Here is a 17,356-nt window from a genome sequence, read left to right on the forward strand (position 1 = left end):
ATGATTTACAACTTTGAAAGGGAGTTCGCTGCTTGGTTAGAGGAAAAATCGATCTCTAGGAAAGAACTTATTGCAATATTACAACAAGCCTATTATGAGGAGTTTAAAGGGTTAGACACCATCACTCTGAGCCGGTGGTTGAACGGTAAAGTGATTCCTCCTTTGTATAAGCAATTCTATATCGCGCGATGTTTAGACATCGACTTAGTTGAGATCATTCTTAATCTAGATGAGCACGGGCATAAAAATCCTGCACGGCATGCCTCGGTGTTGTCTAATTTGGTAAAGGCGTTTGACTTCTCTCTGACGGCTCTTTCTTACTATAAAGTACCCGAATTTGTTCGAAGTGAAATTCGTTCCCAAACCTATTACGAACACCTTGAGGTTTTTAAAGATTTTTATAGCAATGTTTCTGCCATTGAAGGTTTTATTGGGGACTTGTACGCGATGAAAACGGATATTAAGTACAAGTGTATTTTATTGCAGAATAAACAAGACGATATTGTTGGTCATTGGGCTGGTATATTGAACTTAGAGAAGCTGAACAACCTATCTTCGTTCATTAGTATCCCTGAAAATGAAGTAAAGCGAAGTTGTCTGGTTAAGTTAGGACACGCGATGAACTCTACTCATTTCTTTGAATTAGTGATTCAAGCGATTTGTTATTACTTGCTTTCTCTTTATAAGACAAAGGATTACGTCTATATCTTTATTGCCGGATATCCGATTCTTGAGTTTGCAAAGAAAGTATTTAATGCAAAAGAGGTCAAGTATTACCCGCCTACAGACAGTAGCCAGAAGGTGGGTTTGTATTTGGTTAAGTTCGATATCATTCGTTCCATTTCCAACCCTATTTTGATTCCAAAGATCAAAAAAAAATTGCAGTGTTTACAAGAGTGCGATTTTAAAGACTGCAACCTTTGTAACTTGCGTCAGTTTTGCTCTGCCAAGTCAAAATCTTGTCCTGCTTAGCTTATAAGTTAACGGTTAGCGTTTTGTATAAGAAGCCTTGTAGCCCCCAAACTGGGATATTGCTCTGGGTGATTTGCATACGCTCTAGTGGCGTTTCGACCCGTTCAATGATCAACTTTGCTCGGGTCTTTTTGCTCAGTTCAATCACTCGGTCATAATAGTCTTGTTTAGTGGAGTGTTCGACCTTAATAAACTGATAAAGCCCACCTAGCACCTCTTGTTCTCTAAAATCGAAGTCTAAATCATAGTCATCTACTGCTAACAGGACATTTTGTTTCTTCAGAAAATCGAACCCCTTTTGAATTTCTGGGCATCGTTGGCAGGTATTCCTTTCTGTGACTTCAATGACTAAATCCGCCTTTAATGTTTCGAGCGTATTCCTAAGAATGACAATGTCACACAATAAGTACTTGTCGCATAGGTTGCTTCTTTCAAGGTTAATGAAAACGTATTTTCCAAAGAAGTCATTGGTGTGTTGATGGATATAGTGCTCTAATCTAGAAATCAACGCACGGCTCATATGAGGGTACTGTATTTCCCGATTATAGAGGTCTTTTATCTCTTGTTTTGGAAGATTCAGAGGATCGAGAAGAACCTCGTAACCAAGAACCCTGTTCTTGACGTCGACGATTTCCTGCAGCTTGTAATGGATATCCGATGGGTAGATATTGTTGGTTTTATTCAAGTAATCTTCGATCAAAAAGCACATTTTCCCGTTATTCCGTTTTTTTGAACATGATGGTGATGAACTCCATCTCTTCATCAGAGATAAGTGGTTTTTCATCGAGCAACGTTTTTCTCTTAAATTCAATGACACCTTTTATTTCACGTATTTGCTCTGGTCTCATTTCATTAATGCGTTGTTTTATATAGTTAAACTCTCTTTGTTCTACGCCACTCATGTTGAATCCATTACTGATATACCGCTGCATTAGGGTGTCGTTTTTCGTGTATTCAATTTAATTGAAGAGTGAAGCAGCATGTTGGCATTAGGCGTTGAAAAAATAGCAAGCTGCTAATGGACTCGATTTCGATAAGCTCTGCACTATTGATGTCAGGCTTCGCAATTCTCCTTTGGTTGTTCGCGAATTGTTTGATTTTTAATCAGAATGAGCTAGCGTCAAGAAAGGTGCAGGGAGAGAAAACATGCTGACTTTAAACTATCACGTCGAGATTGCCGCGACACCTCAGCGCGTATGGAGCGTGCTGACCGATGTCGAACTATATAAACGATGGGCACAAGCCTTTTCGCCTCAGTCTCAATTTGATGGCGCATGGGAAGAAGGTTGTGACATGACCTTTTTTGACCCAGACATGGGCGGAACGAGAGCGATAATTGACACGGTACAGCCGCTACAAAAACTGGAGTTTCATCATGTTGCCATTTTTAACCCAGATAATCGGCAGCAATTGGATGGAGACTTAGCGTCAAAGTGGATCGGATCGCGAGAGATCTATCAGATCGATACTTTGGAGGATCGCTTATTGCTGAGTATAACCATTCACACTCACAGTGATTTTGTGTCGATGTTCAACCACGGCTGGGAGAAGGCTCTGCCTTTGATCAAAACTATCAGCGAAGAATAGGGTGAGGTTGCAAGCTAAGATTGGGCTGACGACAGGTGACTTGTGGGTATACAATAGCCGCCAATTTGCGCACCAAGAGAGTTGATGATGGAATTTAAGGTTGATACCCACACGCATACGTACGCCAGTGGTCACGCATACAGTACGTTGATTGAAAACGCGAAATCGGCAAAAGAGAACGGGCTTGATATGTTCTGTACGACCGATCACGCTGAATCAATGCCGGGTGCGCCTCATTACTGGTTTTTCTCTAACCAGAAAATTCTGCCTCGTTTTCTTGAGGGGGTTGCGATCATTCGTGGCGTTGAATCTAACATCATGAACACTCAAGGTGATATCGACATTCCCGACAGCGTTGATCGAAATTTGGATTGGGTGATTGCCAGTTTTCATGAGCCAGTATTCCGCCCTGCAGATAGTGCCACGCACACGGAAGCGTTGTTGAATATCATCAAAAATGGTCGTGTTGATGCGTTGGGTCACTTAGGTAACCCGAACTTTGACTTTGATTTTGAAGCTGTGCTGAAGTGCGCTAAAGAGCACAATGTAGCGATTGAAATTAACAACACCACTCTGAAGGGCAATAGCCGCGTCGGTAGTGTAGACCGCTGCCATGAGATTGCACAAATCGGCAAAGAATTGGGTGTATTTTTCACTACCGGCAGCGATGCACACTTCTGCCATGATGTGGGTAATCTGAGTTTAGTCGGCGAGTTAATGGACAGAGTGGGTATCGACAGCAGCAAAGTTATTACTCACTCAGCACAACAATTCTTAGCCTTCTTAGAGTTGCGCGGTCGTAAGCCAATCGCAGAGTATGACGAGATTCGCAACGCATAAACTTGATTACACTTTTGGTTATGCAAGTGTTAAGGGATTGCTTTACACTGCTCGCATTAAAAAGCCGACTCAGAATTCGGCATTCAATGGAGAAGTGAAGATGTTACGTCCTTTAATACTGGGGTGTGTGATTGCGTTAGGCTCAACTTATGCAATGGCAGAAGCCGTCGATTTAAAACAAAACATGAAGCAGATGAAGATGGAATTCAAACAGGCGGCGGAAGCGTCTGATGTTGAAACCATGAAATCTGCGATTGATAGCTTGCAAGCGATCGTCGAACAATCTAAGCGTGGTAATTACCCACCAGAGAAGTTTGATATCTACCTAGAAGGCTTTAACAAGTTGACGGTAACGCTAGATAAGATTGAAGCTGATCTCGATGCGGGCAAGCTACAAGAAGCGAAAGATCAATTACGTGAAATCGATAGTCTACGCGAAGAGTACCACGATAAGCGTAACCCAAGTATTTGGAGTAAGCTGTTTAGCTAACCGTTTATCCAACTTGAAAAGATGACCATCAGCCTGCCACTTCGGCGGGCTTTTTTGTGCCTGTCAATCACAGTATTCAAGAAAACCTGTGAGGTAGCAGCCACTTATGAATCCTCTTTTTGAGCTAGCACTCAGAATTGGTTACGCTATGTGAAATTTGTTAAGTCACCGTTATGCGTAGATTAATTCCTTTTTACCGCTCCATGTTATTTGCTAGTGCTCTAAGTTGGGTACTAGTAACACTGATGCCTGTTATCAATGCTCATGGTAACAGCATGGGGGTGTGGGCGACGCTATGTACACTGAACGGTTTTGAGTTGGTGCAGATAGAAGAGGGTGACAACTCCGTCAGCCACAAAGGTAAGCCTTGTCCGTTCAGCCACTTCTCGACTTTTCATCACGATACACTTCCAACGACACCGATACTCTCAAGATTGAGCTTGGTCGTTTCTGACAGCTACACTTATTTGGCTCTAAGTGTGCGATTTGAAACGCCAGTTCCTCGTGCTCCCCCAATTTCCTTTTTCTCATAACAAAAACAATTACAAGTAAATAAAGCCAACAACACTGCCATTCGAGCAGTGGTACTCCCGAATCTAAGTAATATGACGTCACATACCGATGAGTATGTTCAGGATGCGTTTGACTGAATTTGGGTGTTCACAATGAAAAAAGGAAAATACACATGTTGAGAAACTCGGCAAAGCCTCAACTCAAGGAAGCTTCACGCGAAAAGTCCATCTATTTTATGACGTGGCGATGGCACTTCTACGCAGGTTTATTCGTTATTCCATTTATGTTGATGCTCTCCCTTACGGGGTTAGTGATGCTGTTTGATGATGAAATCGAACTGGCTCGATATGAGGCAACGTTGCACGTTATACCGCAAGAGCAAACCGTTCCTGTCTCTAGACAGTTAGACGCGGTAAAGCAGGCGTATCCCGATTTTAATATCACCCAATTTGTGCCTGCAAAAACATCTGATATCGCCAACCGATTCTCGATTCAAAATCAAGAAGGCAGCTCATTGATTGTTGCTGTGAACCCATACTCCGGAGAAGTACAAGGGACGATTAACCGTGGTGATAGCATCTATGAACTGATGAATAACGTCCATGGCACTTTGCTTATTGGTGATTTGGGTGATCGGTTAATAGAAATCGCCGCCAGTTTAGGCATTTTACTGTTGGTGTCTGGTTTGTACCTGTGGTTACCAAAAGACAACGCAAGCCGTGCTGGCTTTTTGAAAATTCGTTTTGGCAGTGGAACTCGTATTTTGATGCGAGATCTGCATGCGAATTTAGGCGGTGTGCTATCAATTGTTCTGTTGTTCTTTTTGATTTCAGGTCTGTCTTGGGCTGGGATATGGGGCGCGAAAATGGTGCAAGCTTGGAATACCTTCCCAACCTATTACACATGGGGTGAGAAACCAGAGTCGACGCTGACACACAAAGACCTGAATCATGGTGCATCAGAAGAGGTGCCATGGAACTTAGAGCTTGCTGCTGTGCCACAGTCGAAAGATAAACCAGCTCATGATCACGCCAACATGAAGGAAGAATCGGCTTATGCAGGCAGTCATGATGCACTATCTATTGATGATATCGTCCACAAGGCAGAAATGATGGGTTTTACTGGCTATAAGCTATTTTTGCCACGCTCTGAGACAGGTGTTTACACCGTGGCTGCTAACTCAATGGGCGGTGATATTTCCGATCCAAGACAAGATCGCACCAGTCACTTTGACCAATATTCCGGTCGCTTGTTGGTGGACGTCACATGGCAAGATTACAGTTTGTTTGCCAAGTTCATGGCGGCAGGCGTGTCATTGCACCAAGGCGATGTGAGTGTATTGAACAAAGTGCTCAACGTGGTGTTCTGTCTGGCGTTCATTTTAATCTCAATCACAGGGGTTGTGATGTGGTGGATTCGTAGACCAAGTCGCAGTGCTGCATTAGGGGCGCCACCTAAATTTCAACAAGACGGAATTTGGAAGCTTGGTTTAGTAACGTTGGTAGTATTGTGTTTGGCGTTTCCGATGGGCGGTTTGGCAATTGTTACCGTTCTCGCACTGGATTGGCTGTTGTTCAACCGCGTCGAGAAGCTGAAAACTGCGTTGAACTAGCAAGAGACAAGTGAAATAGTAAAAGAGCCAGCGAATTGCTGGCTCTTTTTATTTCTGATAAATCTCCAGCGGCAAGCCATCTGGATCTTGGAAGAAGGTAAATGCTTTGCCTGTGAACTCGTCAATACGAATCGGCTCGACTTCAACGTCATTCGATTCGAGGTAGGCTTTTACTTGAACAACATCATCAACCAAAAACGCGAGATGTCTCAACCCTTGTGCTTCGGGAAAGCTTGGTCTATTCGGTGCGCCCGGAAAGCTAAACAGCTCAACTTGGCTTCCATCAGGTAGAGCAAGGTCGAGCTTGTAAGAGTCTCTAGCTTCACGATAATTTTCAGCAATGACTTTTAGCCCCAAGACTTGGGTGTAAAAGTGTTTTGATGTTGGGTAATCACTGCAAATGATGGCGACGTGGTGAATGGCATTAAACATGGTTAGTCTCTTCAAACATGGTTAGCCTCTCCGGAGACTAAGTGCTCCTTAACGAAGTCGATAAACACGCGCAGGCGAGCAGGCATGTATTTGGTTTGTGCATACTGCATCGCGATAGCGCCGTGGTAGTTACTTTTGATCATCCAATCAGACAGAACCTCTACCACTTCTCCTCGTTCTAACGCGTCTTTAATCACGAAGTCGTGGAAGATTCCAATTCCCAAGCCAGACTTAACCCCGTTCAAGCGCATTTGAGAGTGGTTAACGGCGTAGCGTCCACTCACGGCAATAGAGTGGAAAGCTTCTTCTTTAAAGAAAGACCAGATGTTGTCTTTGTCGTTCTCAGCAAGATAAATACAATCGTGCTGCTCAAGTTCAGTTGGATGCTCTGGCATACCGTGTTTGGTAAGGTAATCTGGAGAGGCACACAAAACAAGATTGGTCTTGCTGATCTCTTTGAGTACCAGATTCTCATCGGGTTTGTCGGTGAGCTTAAATGCTACGTCGATACCTTGGCGAAAAAGATCAATCTCACCATCAGCAGCACGTAGCTTGAGCTGAATGTTTGGGTAGCGATCTAGGAATGGCAACACAAATGGTTGAAGCACCGAGTTAAGAAACGCTTCGGGTGCAGCCACTGTGAGTGCACCCGTGGGCTCGGCATGATCTTCCGCCGATAATTCAACCGCTTGCTGCGCCGCATTCACCATGGCGATGCTTTGGTCGTAAACCTTTTGCCCGGCTTGAGTGATGATCAACTTGCGAGTCGTTCGCTCGAACAGTTTCACTGAGAGGGCTTGTTCTAACCGTGTGATCAACTTACTTAAAGCCGATGGCGTCACGCCAAGTTGTTTGGCTGCAGCGGTAAAACTGCCCTCGTTTACCACTAAGATAAACGAAGCAAGATCAGGGAGTAGGGCAATGAGTTTTGGGTTAACCATATTTGTTCAATTCTGCGCAGCGGAATAACGGTATTGTCTGGTACGGTTTTGTTCGGTTCAAGTGTCACCTTCTCGCTTTAGCGATATTTTGCTAAGAAGGTATTCAGGGCAGGCAAGCCAGATTCACCAATATGGTAGTGCTGCCAACAGTGATAAATGGCTGTTTCATGGTCTGCAATCAACCCGATAGCTTCTCGTTCAGCGATTGAATACTGCTGTGAAGCTTTCACTTCTTCATGCCACTCTCGATACTTGACCTCATAAGGTTCTACCCACTTCAGAAGAGTTGCCACCAACTCCAGCCATGGCAACTCTATCCACTTGGTTGCGTCTGCCAAGCCTTTATCAAGCATCTCTTGGTGTCGGCTTTCGATATCCATGCCATTTGCTAGTAATACAGGCTTGAGCTTTTCTGCGGTGAGCTCTTCTACTTCAATCAAGGTTTGCCACAGCGTTTGTTGTTCACCATGGGCGTAATGGTTCAAGTAGTGATTGAAAAAAGCGATGCCGTAGATTTCGCCATAGTAAGCAGCCAGTACGTTATGAATCATGCTGAGAATCGTGATTTAAACAGGGAATACCGCATTGTAGGAGGGGAGTACACGAAGTGTAAATAGCTGATTAAGAGTAAAAATCGCTGCTGAAAAAATCGAACAGAACTTGTGAGAATTTTATGAGAATTCGATGAAGTTGCTGATAGATTTGTTCGTCATTCTTAGAGGCAAGAACGCAAAACGTTCGAAACGTAATGCTTAACCTACTTAAGTTACAAACAAAGAAGTAAAGCCGTAAACATGGACTTGAGTAGTTCAACCCTCATTAAAGGATGGAATCACAATGAAAAAACGTACCCAACTCGGACTCGTCATGACTTCAGTCGCTATGGCACTAGGCTCTGCATCAGTGAATGCAGCAGAACTGGAAATCACCGTGACTAACGCGACAAAAGGCATTTACTTTACGCCACTGATTGTCGCAGCGCATGGCTCTGATCTTAAGATGTTCAGAACCGGTGAAGCCGCTACCCCAGAGTTAGAAGCAATGGCGGAAGGTGGTGACATCTCGGGTCTTGCTAGTGTCATTGGTAATGCTGGTGGTGTTGTGGTTGAGAACCCGGCTGGTGGTATTTTGAATCCGGGTGTCGCAACCACCTTTACTATGAACAGTGGTGATCATGGATACTTGTCTCTTAGTGCGATGCTTCTGCCAACCAATGATGGTTTCGTGGGGCTAGATAGCTGGAAAATCCCAACGGAAGCTGGCACATACCGAGCAACGCTAAGAAGTTATGATGCAGGCACAGAAGCCAATGATGAACTTAAAGGTAGCATGCCAAATCCACCTTTCATTACCTTTGGTACAGGCGGCACCGGTGTTGAAGCTGCAGTGACTAATGACAAAGTTCACGTGCATCCGGGTAACCTTGGTGATAGCGATCCAACTGGCGGCATCAGTGACCTAGACAGCAGCAGCCATCGTTGGCTGAACCCAGTTGCAACCATCACAATTGTTGTGAAGTAAGGGGGATGTATGAAATACAGAATCTTACTCGTAGCAGCTTCAGTCGGCTTACTCGCCGGTTGTCCAAGCGATGATGATAATGATGTGGTGAAGTCATACCGTTACACGATTAACGTTGCAAACTTGACCGCGAATCAACCAATGTCGCCACTTGCGATTTTGGCTCACAACGACAAATACAAACTGTTTGAAATTGGCAAAAGCGCTTCTGTTGAGCTTGAGCATCTTGCAGAAGGGGGCAGCAATGCCGAGCTGTTAGCGCTAAAGGATTCCAATGACTATGTCTACCAAACGTTGTCAGGTAATGGTTTAGTGCTTCCTGGTTCAAGTGATTCCGTAACCTTTACAGTTGACCCACACAAAGCGGGCTACGTTTCAGTCGCTTCCATGTTTGTGAACACCAACGATGCGTTTGTTGGGGAAACGGGTCTATCGCTTAAATCATTGGCGGTGGGAGAAAGCTACGAAATGAGCATGAACGTTTGGGATTCCGGCACGGAATTGAACGATGAATTTGCAGCCACCATTCCGGGACCAGCAGGCGGTGGTGAAGGCTTTAATGCTGCTCGTAACGACACAAATGACGTAGTGGCGTTTCACGCTGGAGTGGTAAGTAAAGATGATGGTTTAGCCAATTCTGCGCTTTCTGCGAACCATCGCTTCCTGAATCCTGGTGCGAAACTCACTATCACCCGAGTCGAGTAATACAGGCTCCGATGGCGTCTCCTTTCCAAAGCGCTTGTAGCCGAGCGCTTTAACCCTCATGGCGTCATCGGAACCTTTTTTGAAAGAAATTCCGATTTGTTCCGGTCATGTGCAAAGTGAGGATTCTCAGACGCAGGGAAAGGACCATGGAACAGCAGGCAATCAATTTAGTCGCGAACATTTTGCTGGTAGAAGACGATGATGATTTGGCAGAACTGGTTCAAATGCATCTCAAGTTTCAAGGACACCAAGTGTTGCGGGTAACGAATGTCGCCGAAGCCAAAGCGCAATACCAACAACAACCTTTTGATTTACTCATTCTTGACCGAGGTTTGCCAGATGGTGACGGCTTAGATATCTGCCATTATTTACGTCAGCAACAAGATTGGAGCCCTGTGCTCATGCTGACTGCCAGAGATGGTGAGATGGATAAAGTGGATGGTTTGGAGGCGGGTGTGGATGACTACATTACCAAGCCGTTTAGCGTATTAGAATTTCAAGCTCGAGTACGCAATGTATTGCGACGGGTAAGTCAAACCGTTGAAGTACAAGTTGAAAGAAGTGAACTTGAAGATAGCATGGATTTTGGTCCATTAAGAATTATTCCAGAATTGCATCAGGTATCCCTAAATGACAAGGATGTCACTCTTACCGCGACAGAGTTTACCTTGCTGCAATTCCTCGCGACACGCCCAGGTAGAGTCTACAGTAAAGATGAATTACTCGACCATGTGTGGAATACCAGCCATTCCGGTTATCATCATACGGTGTGTAGCACCATCAATCGCCTACGTAGCAAGTTGTCTTTGTCTGACTCTGATCATCATTTTATCCAGACGGTATGGGGCGTGGGGTACAAGTTTCAACCACGACAGTAGCTTTACTACCCAAGTAATGACTGATTAAGGAGGCGCTAGGATGAGCTTCAAATCTCGCTTAGTGGTGTTCACGAGCCTATGGTTTTGTTTAGCAGCAGCCGTTATTGCATTAACGTACAATTGGCAAAAAGAGACCATTGAATTACGCACTAAACAGAGTCTGCACAAAGAGCTGGCAAGCCACATGCGTGATGATAATCCGTTGATGATAGGTACGGATTACAACCCGAAAGCGCTTAAATCCATCTTTCATACCCTTATGTTGATTGGTCCGGATTTCGAAATCTACTTTCTTGATAGCCAAGGCAACATCACTACCCATGCAGCACCAGAAGGTGCAGAGATCATGGGTAAGGTAGATCTTAACCCAATTAAACGATTCTTGAATGACGAGCCATTCCCCATCTTAGGCGAAGATCCTCGTAATCGTGGCGAGCACAAAGTGTTTTCCGTAGCAGCGATTGAGGAACTCGGCTCAACCGTGGGTTATCTCTATGTAGTCATTGGCAGTACCAGACATGATGCGATTGCCAACGCCCAAGTAGACACACCTTATATCGCGCTCGCTGGGTTAGTTTTAGTGTCTATTTTAGGCTTTGCATTAGGTGCTTATGTGTTAGTGAAACGCAGTTTATTGAACCCGATTGAACGTGTGACCAATCAGCTTCAACAACAAGCAGAACATGATTTCCGCCTGCAACCCGATTTTACGCGCCAAGTTCCGGAATTAGTACCGATAGCAAATTCCTATCAGATGATGGCGAAGCATATCCAGCAACAGTTTTTGCAGTTGGAGTATCAATCGTCTCATCGTCGTCAAAGCTTATTGCAGCTTAGTCATGATTTAAAAACACCGTTATCGAGCGTTCTTGGCTATTTGGAAACGTGGCGTTTGCAGCATCCGGAATCCGACCCTTTGATTGACGTCGCTTTCAGAAACTGTGAGAAGCTGTCTACGCAATTGCACTCTTTGTTGGACGTAGCTCGAAAAGAAGCGCCCATGCCGAATTACGAGTATCGACCAGTGGATCTTGGAGCCTTGATGGCAGAGTGCGCTGAGACGATGCAAAGCCAGTTTGCTCGAAAAGAAGTGCTGCTAAAAATAGACGTCGATAACGAAATTCAAACCGTGGGTGATAAAGGTCTTTTAGAGCGGTTGGTGCTTAACTTGCTTGAAAATGCGCTGCGCCACAGTCCAATGCGTTCTGAAGTACATTGTCATGCTCATTTGAGTGACGATAAATCAAGAATTCATTTTGCCTTTATTAACCATATTGAAGAAGAAGCACAGGGAGGCTCGCTAGGTATTGGGACCAAGATTGTACAGTCGATACTCATGTTGCATCACAGTTATCTAGAGACCAGCAGCACACCATCTCAATATCAACAAAAGTTCACATTACGAGCCGTTTAATCTATCTATACCCAAGCCATTCTCGCTGAATGAAGTGTCTCGAGATTACTTGGGTATAGCTACCGCCCCTTCCTCTTGCTTACTTTCCCTTTCTGTTCATCGAACAAACCTACTGTTTAAATAGAATTTTTCGCTTAATAATTCGTCATGATTGTTATTTCAACAAACGAATGATAGCGCTGATGAATTAAATTTATTCTGTTACATATTTAACGTGCTAGAGCTTAATATTAACCTTGCTATCTAATTTGTTTCGTAAATATTACAACTCACGCTTTTTTATGATTTTTACATTATAAAATTAATTTCTATTTATATTAGAGTTAGGTGTTTTAGTGAATATTGTAATATGCATTTAGTTGTTTATTTTTATCATAAAGAACTGTTGCTTATATCATCAAATGAAATGAAAAAATGGAACTAAAGTCACTTAATTGCCGCCGAAAAATCTAAACAGGGAATCTATTTGGTAATAATGTTTAAGTAACAGTTAGTTACGGATTCATAATTAATAATATGGCTAAACTTCCGACAAGGATCGAAAAGATGAGCGACAAGGAATCTATTAAGACTAATCGCAGCCGCCGCAATTTTTTAAAAGGTGCAACTGGTGCAGTTGTGGCTGGCGTCAGTGCTTCGGCGTTTTCTGGTGCTGTTCAAGCAAAGGAACAGAATATCGATTGGAGCAGACTAGGTAAAAGAAATGAAAGACGCCTCTGGCGTAAAGTTCGAAAGCAGTTCGTTTTGGATAAGCGAACGACTTATATGAACATCGGTACTACGGGCTCAATGCCAAGACATGTTCTTGAAGGGTATGAGGATAACAACAAACTGGTTGCGAAATACCCGTGGGACATGAAGAATAAATTTGGTTCATGGCCTTATGTGTCTGAAATGGTGACGCAAGTTGCACCGGGCTTTGGTGCAAATGCGGATGAGATCATCTTGAGTCGTAACACTACTGATGGTCTATGCTCTATCATCAACGGTCTTCACTTCGAGCCGGGCGATGTGATCTTAACCACTCATCACGAACACGTTGCGGCGACGTCCCCTATGAACGTTGCCAAGCATCGATTTGGTGTGGATGTCGTAGAGATTCAACTTCCTGTCTTCACTGGTACAGAAGATGTGACAGAAGAAGACTATATTCAAGCGTTCAGCGATGCGATTCAAGCACATCAAAATGTTCGGTTAATCGTGTTCTCTCATATCACCTACAAAACTGGCACAACACTTCCAGCGAAAGCCATTTGTTCTTTGGCTAAGCAACATCGAATCCCGACCTTAGTTGACGGTGCGCACACTGTGGGTATGTTCGATCTTGATTTCCATGACATGGACTGTGATTTCTATGCAGGTTCTGGTCATAAATGGCAGTGTGGTCCGGGCGCTACGGGTATCTTATATGTACGTGACAACGGTAAACGCTTAAATGAGTACTGGAGCGATCGTGAAAACCCATTGTGGTTGATTAACTCTTCTTTATCTCATGCAGATTACCTAGGTAAGCAGTTACAAATGCAGTACATTGGTAATGACAACTACCCAGCAAAACAAGCACTTGCTGACAGCTGTAAGATGTGGGATGAAATTGGTCGCGATCGAATTCAAGAACGCATCTTGGAGTTAAGTGAGTTATGTAAGGTGCTGCTTAGCGAAGCGTTACCTGAGGCGCAAATGTACTCGCCAAACGTTGAGGGCTTAACTAGCGGTCTGACTACGTTTAACCCGTTTTTTGATGTAACAGATGAAGAACGACTAACGCAGTTCCGTGATCGTCTTCGTGAAGATTATGGTTACATCATCCGTACAACAAGCTTCAAGTTGTACAAGGATGATTCGTACGAAACACATGCGTTGCGTATTTCGACTCATTTATTCCATGATGAGAGAGATGTAGAAGGTCTGGTTGAAGCCATTGCGGATCTTTATTACTCGTTCTAATGTTGTTTATCGTCAAAGCGCCCATGTTTGGGCGCTTTGTTAAAGAGAGGGATATTCACCATGTCAGTGAAATTAATCAAACGAACCATGACGGCAATGGCTGTTGGTATGACGTCACTACTCTCTGCTTCAGTGTTTGCTGGTGATTTACAAGACATCAAAGACAGTGGCGTTTTGCGTCATATCGGTGTGCCATACGCGAACTTTGTTTCTTACATCGACCAAGGTGAAGTGCAGACTTTGACAGGGCTGGATGTGGATATTATTAAAGGGTTTGCTCAGTCTCTTGGCGTCCGATATGAATACGTACCAGCGCAATGGAACAATGTGGTAGGCAAATTGACAGGTCAACAAGTTGAGTACAAAGACGCCCAGCTTCAGGTTGGCAAAACGATGCCTATTGAAGGCGATCTGATTGCTAACGGAGTCACTATTCTTGATTGGCGAACTCATGTCGTCGATTTTTCTGATGATTACTTCCCATCTGCGGTTTGGTTAGTTGCACGTACAGATTCCACCCTTACTCCAATCAAACCGACAGGTTCCATTGAGAACGATATCTCGATGGTGAAATCGCTTATCAAAGGTCGTGAAGTTCTCGCGATGGAGCACTCGTGTCTAGACCCGAACCTTTACAATCTGTATGACACGGGAGCAAAAGTTATTTTGCCTGATGGGCAGCGTCGATTGAATGAGATGGTGCCAGCGATAATGAAGAATGATGCAGAAAGTACACTGCTTGATGTAGCAGATACACTGATTGCATTGGAAAAGTGGCCAGGAGAAATCAAAGTAATTGGTCCTGTGTCCGAAAATCAAAAAATGGCGGTTGCCTTCCGTAAGGACTCCCCTGAATTAAAAGCCGCATTTAATCAATATTTGAAGTCAATTAAAAAAGATGGGACGTACCAGAAGTTGGTCGAGAAATACTACCCGTCAATTTACTATTTTTATAATGACTACTTCTTAGAAGATAGTAAGAACGATATATGAGAAAGTCTGTAAAAAAGATATCAAGCCAGAAGATCATCACCGTCAGTGCTATTTTGGTGTCGCTCTATTTAGCGATGATTATTACTGTGACGAGTTTAGGTCAAAACAAATTAAAAGATTCTCAGCATCGTGAACTTGACCTAAAGGTAAAAAGCTACGCGGGTACTCTCGATAATTTATTCACGATAGCCAGCGAAGATGTCGACCACTTATCCACTGATAAAACGGTGCAGACCTTCTTTGCGAATCTTGCTTCAGGCATGTCGATGGAATATGGCCTAGGCGCTAGTCTGATCAACTTGAAGCGTAAGCTGCAAGAGAAAGCCGACGCGAAAACTGTCAACAACCAGATCATCTACACCAAGCTGACGTTAGTTGGTCTTGATGGTTCAACCATCGTCACTACGGGCGTTAAAACAGATCATCGTATTGATACGTCTCGATTGCTTAATGACCACGCTCATCCTGAGGAAGTCAGAGCGATACAAAATGATGGTAAGGTCCTCATTCAAGTCGTTAAGCAAGTGATGTTTTCTGGCAAGCCTGTTGGCTTTTTGATTGCTGACATCAACAAAGAAGTGGTGATTTCCCAACTGACGAATCAAGAACATGAAGGCAGCTATAGCCGGATGGTGTTAAAGATCAACGATGTGGAAATGGAAGTTTGGGATTCTATTAGTCGTAAGCTGGAACAAGAAAACATCACGGATCCAGAAGCCCTTGCCAAAGAGCTAAAGCAAAAAATCTATTTTGAAGTACCCATTGAACATCATCACTTTAAGTTGATGGCGTGGTTTGAATCACTCAGTGAGCGAGATATTTATACTTCACGCATGTTCATTAATGGTTTAAGTGTACTTGCCATCATGATTGTGGTTGGGTTGCTTTATGCATTCACGCTAAACAACACTCGTGTAGAGCTGAAAATAAAATTGGAAGAGGAGAAAAAGCGTAAAGACTTTCTTTCTCAACAGAACCAGCGCCTGACCAGTGAAATCGAGCGCCGTAAATCGTCAGAGATGGAGTTAGCTTATCAAGCGAAACATGACTCCTTGACCGGATTACCAAACCGAGTTTATGGCTCCGAGCGTCTCGACTTAGAGCTTTCACGTGCAGAACGCATCGGTTCGAATGTGTTGGTGATGTTCATCGACCTTGATCATTTCAAGCAGATTAATGATTCCATGGGACATTTCGTTGGTGATGAAGTCTTAAAACTCGCAGCGGAAAGATTGCACAACGCAGTTCGAAAAACAGACTTATTGGCTCGGATTGGCGGTGATGAGTTTTTGTTAGTGATTCCAGACTTGCACAATGCGGACAGCGCAAAACGATTTGCGACAACGGTTCTATCTGTGTTTAACGAGCCGTTTGTATGGCAAAACCACGAGTTTTTCCTCTCGGCGAGTGTCGGAATGTCAGTCTTCCCGGAAGATGGTGATAACGCCGAGCAGTTGTTGGCGTGCGCGGATATGGCCATGTATCGAGTTAAGCAGGATGGACGTAACGCTTTCTGTTTTTACGATCACAACATGAACCAAGATTTGCAGCGCTTCTTAGAGTTGGAAACTCGCTTGCGTAACGCCATTTCGCAAGACTTATTAGAGCTTTACTACCAACCTATTATTGATTTAGAAAGCGGAGCGATTGTCGGCGCTGAAGCTCTAATGCGTTGGAATGACGACAAGTTTGGGTTTGTGAACCCAGAAGAGTTTATTTCGATTGCAGAAAAGAACGGCTTGATTCATCAACTTGGTGATTTCGCTATTCGTCAAGCATGTCACCAAGCAGCGAAGTGGCAGAAAGATTCACCCTTGTTTGTATCAGTAAATTTTTCTAGTGTGCAGTTTAGATACTGTGATCGCCTCTTTGAGCAAATCAAGCTTCATCTTGAGGAGTCGGGACTGCCGCCTGAATTGTTTGATGTTGAAGTTACTGAAAGTCTTTTATTCAACCACAGCAATGAACTGATGGGCATGTTAGATAACTTACGTGCGATGGGGGCGAAGCTAACGATTGATGACTTTGGTACCGGTTACTCAGCATTGAGTTACTTACAGAAATTCCCATTTGACCGACTTAAAATTGATCGCAGTTTCTTACAGAACATGTTTGAGAATGAATCGGATCGTGAGCTTGTGAACGTTATTATTGCAATGGCGAAAGCGCTTAACCTTAAGATCGTCGCAGAAGGCATTGAAGAGCAGCGTCACGTTGATTACTTGAAAAACCTAAACTGTGAGTTCGGACAAGGTTTCCACTATAGCCGACCATTGCCAGCGAAGGAGTTTGAAGCGCTTTTAACAACGCCAACTTGGCTATAACTCCTTTCAATACAACCTCATAGAAAAGCATTAGTTGGATTCGTGCCTAGAATTCATTAATGCTTTTCCACCTTGAGGGATAATCGTTTTTCCTTCCTTGAATTACACTACACTTAATTGAGAAGTAATTGCCTGTGACCCCCGTTACATAAAGGCTCAACCTAATTCTAATCGAGTGAAAACTCGA

The 17,356-nt window shown here is 43.8% G+C and carries 18 protein-coding genes; 13 read left to right on the plus strand and 5 right to left on the minus strand.

Translation table 11 applies throughout. From position 1 onward, the window contains the following. Positions 1-972, plus strand: a complete 972-nt coding sequence (locus tag ABMY42_RS00995) for a hypothetical protein (RefSeq protein ID WP_005448711.1) — start codon at positions 1-3, stop codon at positions 970-972. Position 973: 1 nt separating this feature from the next. Here the strand turns inward: ABMY42_RS00995 and ABMY42_RS01000 are convergent, their stop codons facing one another. Further along, complete coding sequence (locus tag ABMY42_RS01000) at positions 974-1,681, minus strand: EAL domain-containing protein (RefSeq protein ID WP_252045592.1); 708 nt, start codon at positions 1,679-1,681, stop codon at positions 974-976. Between the two features lie 7 nt (positions 1,682-1,688). After that, entirely contained in the window at positions 1,689-1,874 is a 186-nt protein-coding gene (locus tag ABMY42_RS01005; protein ID WP_005448713.1) for a hypothetical protein, read from the minus strand. A gap of 244 nt (positions 1,875-2,118) precedes the next feature. Between ABMY42_RS01005 and ABMY42_RS01010 the strand changes: the two genes are divergently transcribed. From ABMY42_RS01010 to ABMY42_RS01030, 5 genes are all read left to right on the plus strand, one after another. After that, positions 2,119-2,559, plus strand: a complete 441-nt coding sequence (locus ABMY42_RS01010) for an SRPBCC domain-containing protein (protein ID WP_005448715.1) — start codon at positions 2,119-2,121, stop codon at positions 2,557-2,559. Positions 2,560-2,646: 87 nt separating this feature from the next. Beyond that, positions 2,647-3,399, plus strand: coding sequence for a phosphatase (locus tag ABMY42_RS01015; protein WP_026138185.1), 753 nt, complete (start codon positions 2,647-2,649; stop codon positions 3,397-3,399). Positions 3,400-3,499: 100 nt separating this feature from the next. Next, positions 3,500-3,889 (plus strand): cytochrome b562, encoded by a 390-nt coding sequence (locus ABMY42_RS01020; RefSeq protein WP_009697233.1) that lies wholly within the window; start codon positions 3,500-3,502, stop codon positions 3,887-3,889. Positions 3,890-4,062: 173 nt separating this feature from the next. Continuing rightward, the gene (locus ABMY42_RS01025; RefSeq protein ID WP_074051782.1) at positions 4,063-4,422 is read left to right on the plus strand and encodes a hypothetical protein; all 360 of its coding nucleotides are present in this window, start codon (positions 4,063-4,065) and stop codon (positions 4,420-4,422) included. Between the two features lie 152 nt (positions 4,423-4,574). After that, positions 4,575-6,014: a PepSY domain-containing protein gene (locus tag ABMY42_RS01030; protein WP_272760322.1), complete on the plus strand. Its 1,440-nt coding sequence runs from the start codon at positions 4,575-4,577 to the stop codon at positions 6,012-6,014. Between the two features lie 48 nt (positions 6,015-6,062). Here the strand turns inward: ABMY42_RS01030 and ABMY42_RS01035 are convergent, their stop codons facing one another. The 3 genes from ABMY42_RS01035 to ABMY42_RS01045 form a co-directional block, all read right to left on the minus strand. Continuing rightward, entirely contained in the window at positions 6,063-6,446 is a 384-nt protein-coding gene (locus ABMY42_RS01035; RefSeq protein ID WP_239924544.1) for a VOC family protein, read from the minus strand. An 11-nt stretch (positions 6,447-6,457) separates the two neighbouring features. Next, a complete protein-coding gene (locus tag ABMY42_RS01040) occupies positions 6,458-7,387 on the minus strand; it encodes a LysR family transcriptional regulator (RefSeq protein ID WP_009700733.1) in 930 nt (309 codons plus the stop codon). Positions 7,388-7,464: 77 nt separating this feature from the next. Further along, positions 7,465-7,938, minus strand: coding sequence for a hypothetical protein (locus ABMY42_RS01045; protein ID WP_274884690.1), 474 nt, complete (start codon positions 7,936-7,938; stop codon positions 7,465-7,467). A 286-nt stretch (positions 7,939-8,224) separates the two neighbouring features. Between ABMY42_RS01045 and ABMY42_RS01050 the strand changes: the two genes are divergently transcribed. From ABMY42_RS01050 to ABMY42_RS01080, 7 genes are all read left to right on the plus strand, one after another. Next, positions 8,225-8,908 (plus strand): spondin domain-containing protein, encoded by a 684-nt coding sequence (locus ABMY42_RS01050; RefSeq protein ID WP_005448735.1) that lies wholly within the window; start codon positions 8,225-8,227, stop codon positions 8,906-8,908. A 9-nt stretch (positions 8,909-8,917) separates the two neighbouring features. Further along, complete coding sequence (locus ABMY42_RS01055) at positions 8,918-9,613, plus strand: spondin domain-containing protein (protein WP_349265864.1); 696 nt, start codon at positions 8,918-8,920, stop codon at positions 9,611-9,613. Between the two features lie 146 nt (positions 9,614-9,759). Next, entirely contained in the window at positions 9,760-10,491 is a 732-nt protein-coding gene (locus ABMY42_RS01060) for a response regulator transcription factor (protein WP_005448739.1), read from the plus strand. Between the two features lie 40 nt (positions 10,492-10,531). After that, on the plus strand, positions 10,532-11,905 hold the full coding sequence (locus ABMY42_RS01065) for a HAMP domain-containing sensor histidine kinase (RefSeq protein ID WP_005448741.1): 1,374 nt from the start codon (positions 10,532-10,534) through the stop codon (positions 11,903-11,905). 546 nt (positions 11,906-12,451) lie between these two features. Beyond that, positions 12,452-13,852, plus strand: a complete 1,401-nt coding sequence (locus tag ABMY42_RS01070; protein WP_005448743.1) for an aminotransferase class V-fold PLP-dependent enzyme — start codon at positions 12,452-12,454, stop codon at positions 13,850-13,852. 60 nt (positions 13,853-13,912) lie between these two features. Next, on the plus strand, positions 13,913-14,845 hold the full coding sequence (locus tag ABMY42_RS01075; RefSeq protein WP_009697226.1) for a transporter substrate-binding domain-containing protein: 933 nt from the start codon (positions 13,913-13,915) through the stop codon (positions 14,843-14,845). Next, a complete protein-coding gene (locus tag ABMY42_RS01080; protein ID WP_009697225.1) occupies positions 14,842-17,169 on the plus strand; it encodes an EAL domain-containing protein in 2,328 nt (775 codons plus the stop codon). The genes ABMY42_RS01075 and ABMY42_RS01080 overlap by 4 nt, the downstream gene beginning before the upstream one ends. The last annotated feature ends 187 nt before the right edge of the window (positions 17,170-17,356 follow it).

The organism is Vibrio sp. SSH13-20, assembly GCF_040104475.1.
GTDB classification, from domain to species: Bacteria; Pseudomonadota; Gammaproteobacteria; order Enterobacterales; family Vibrionaceae; genus Vibrio; species Vibrio harveyi.

Bases quoted from the DNA above. Each gene is read 5' to 3' on its own strand.
- ABMY42_RS00995 (WP_005448711.1), top strand. From the start codon at position 1: ATGATTTACAACTTTGAAAGGGAGTTCGCTGCTTGGTTAGAGGAAAAA.
- ABMY42_RS01000 (WP_252045592.1), bottom strand. From the start codon at position 1,681: ATGTGCTTTTTGATCGAAGATTACTTGAATAAAACCAACAATATCTAC.
- ABMY42_RS01005 (WP_005448713.1), bottom strand. From the start codon at position 1,874: ATGAGTGGCGTAGAACAAAGAGAGTTTAACTATATAAAACAACGCATT.
- ABMY42_RS01010 (WP_005448715.1), top strand. From the start codon at position 2,119: ATGCTGACTTTAAACTATCACGTCGAGATTGCCGCGACACCTCAGCGC.
- ABMY42_RS01015 (WP_026138185.1), top strand. From the start codon at position 2,647: ATGGAATTTAAGGTTGATACCCACACGCATACGTACGCCAGTGGTCAC.
- ABMY42_RS01020 (WP_009697233.1), top strand. From the start codon at position 3,500: ATGTTACGTCCTTTAATACTGGGGTGTGTGATTGCGTTAGGCTCAACT.
- ABMY42_RS01025 (WP_074051782.1), top strand. From the start codon at position 4,063: ATGCGTAGATTAATTCCTTTTTACCGCTCCATGTTATTTGCTAGTGCT.
- ABMY42_RS01030 (WP_272760322.1), top strand. From the start codon at position 4,575: ATGTTGAGAAACTCGGCAAAGCCTCAACTCAAGGAAGCTTCACGCGAA.
- ABMY42_RS01035 (WP_239924544.1), bottom strand. From the start codon at position 6,446: ATGTTTAATGCCATTCACCACGTCGCCATCATTTGCAGTGATTACCCA.
- ABMY42_RS01040 (WP_009700733.1), bottom strand. From the start codon at position 7,387: ATGGTTAACCCAAAACTCATTGCCCTACTCCCTGATCTTGCTTCGTTT.
- ABMY42_RS01045 (WP_274884690.1), bottom strand. From the start codon at position 7,938: ATGATTCATAACGTACTGGCTGCTTACTATGGCGAAATCTACGGCATC.
- ABMY42_RS01050 (WP_005448735.1), top strand. From the start codon at position 8,225: ATGAAAAAACGTACCCAACTCGGACTCGTCATGACTTCAGTCGCTATG.
- ABMY42_RS01055 (WP_349265864.1), top strand. From the start codon at position 8,918: ATGAAATACAGAATCTTACTCGTAGCAGCTTCAGTCGGCTTACTCGCC.
- ABMY42_RS01060 (WP_005448739.1), top strand. From the start codon at position 9,760: ATGGAACAGCAGGCAATCAATTTAGTCGCGAACATTTTGCTGGTAGAA.
- ABMY42_RS01065 (WP_005448741.1), top strand. From the start codon at position 10,532: ATGAGCTTCAAATCTCGCTTAGTGGTGTTCACGAGCCTATGGTTTTGT.
- ABMY42_RS01070 (WP_005448743.1), top strand. From the start codon at position 12,452: ATGAGCGACAAGGAATCTATTAAGACTAATCGCAGCCGCCGCAATTTT.
- ABMY42_RS01075 (WP_009697226.1), top strand. From the start codon at position 13,913: ATGTCAGTGAAATTAATCAAACGAACCATGACGGCAATGGCTGTTGGT.
- ABMY42_RS01080 (WP_009697225.1), top strand. From the start codon at position 14,842: ATGAGAAAGTCTGTAAAAAAGATATCAAGCCAGAAGATCATCACCGTC.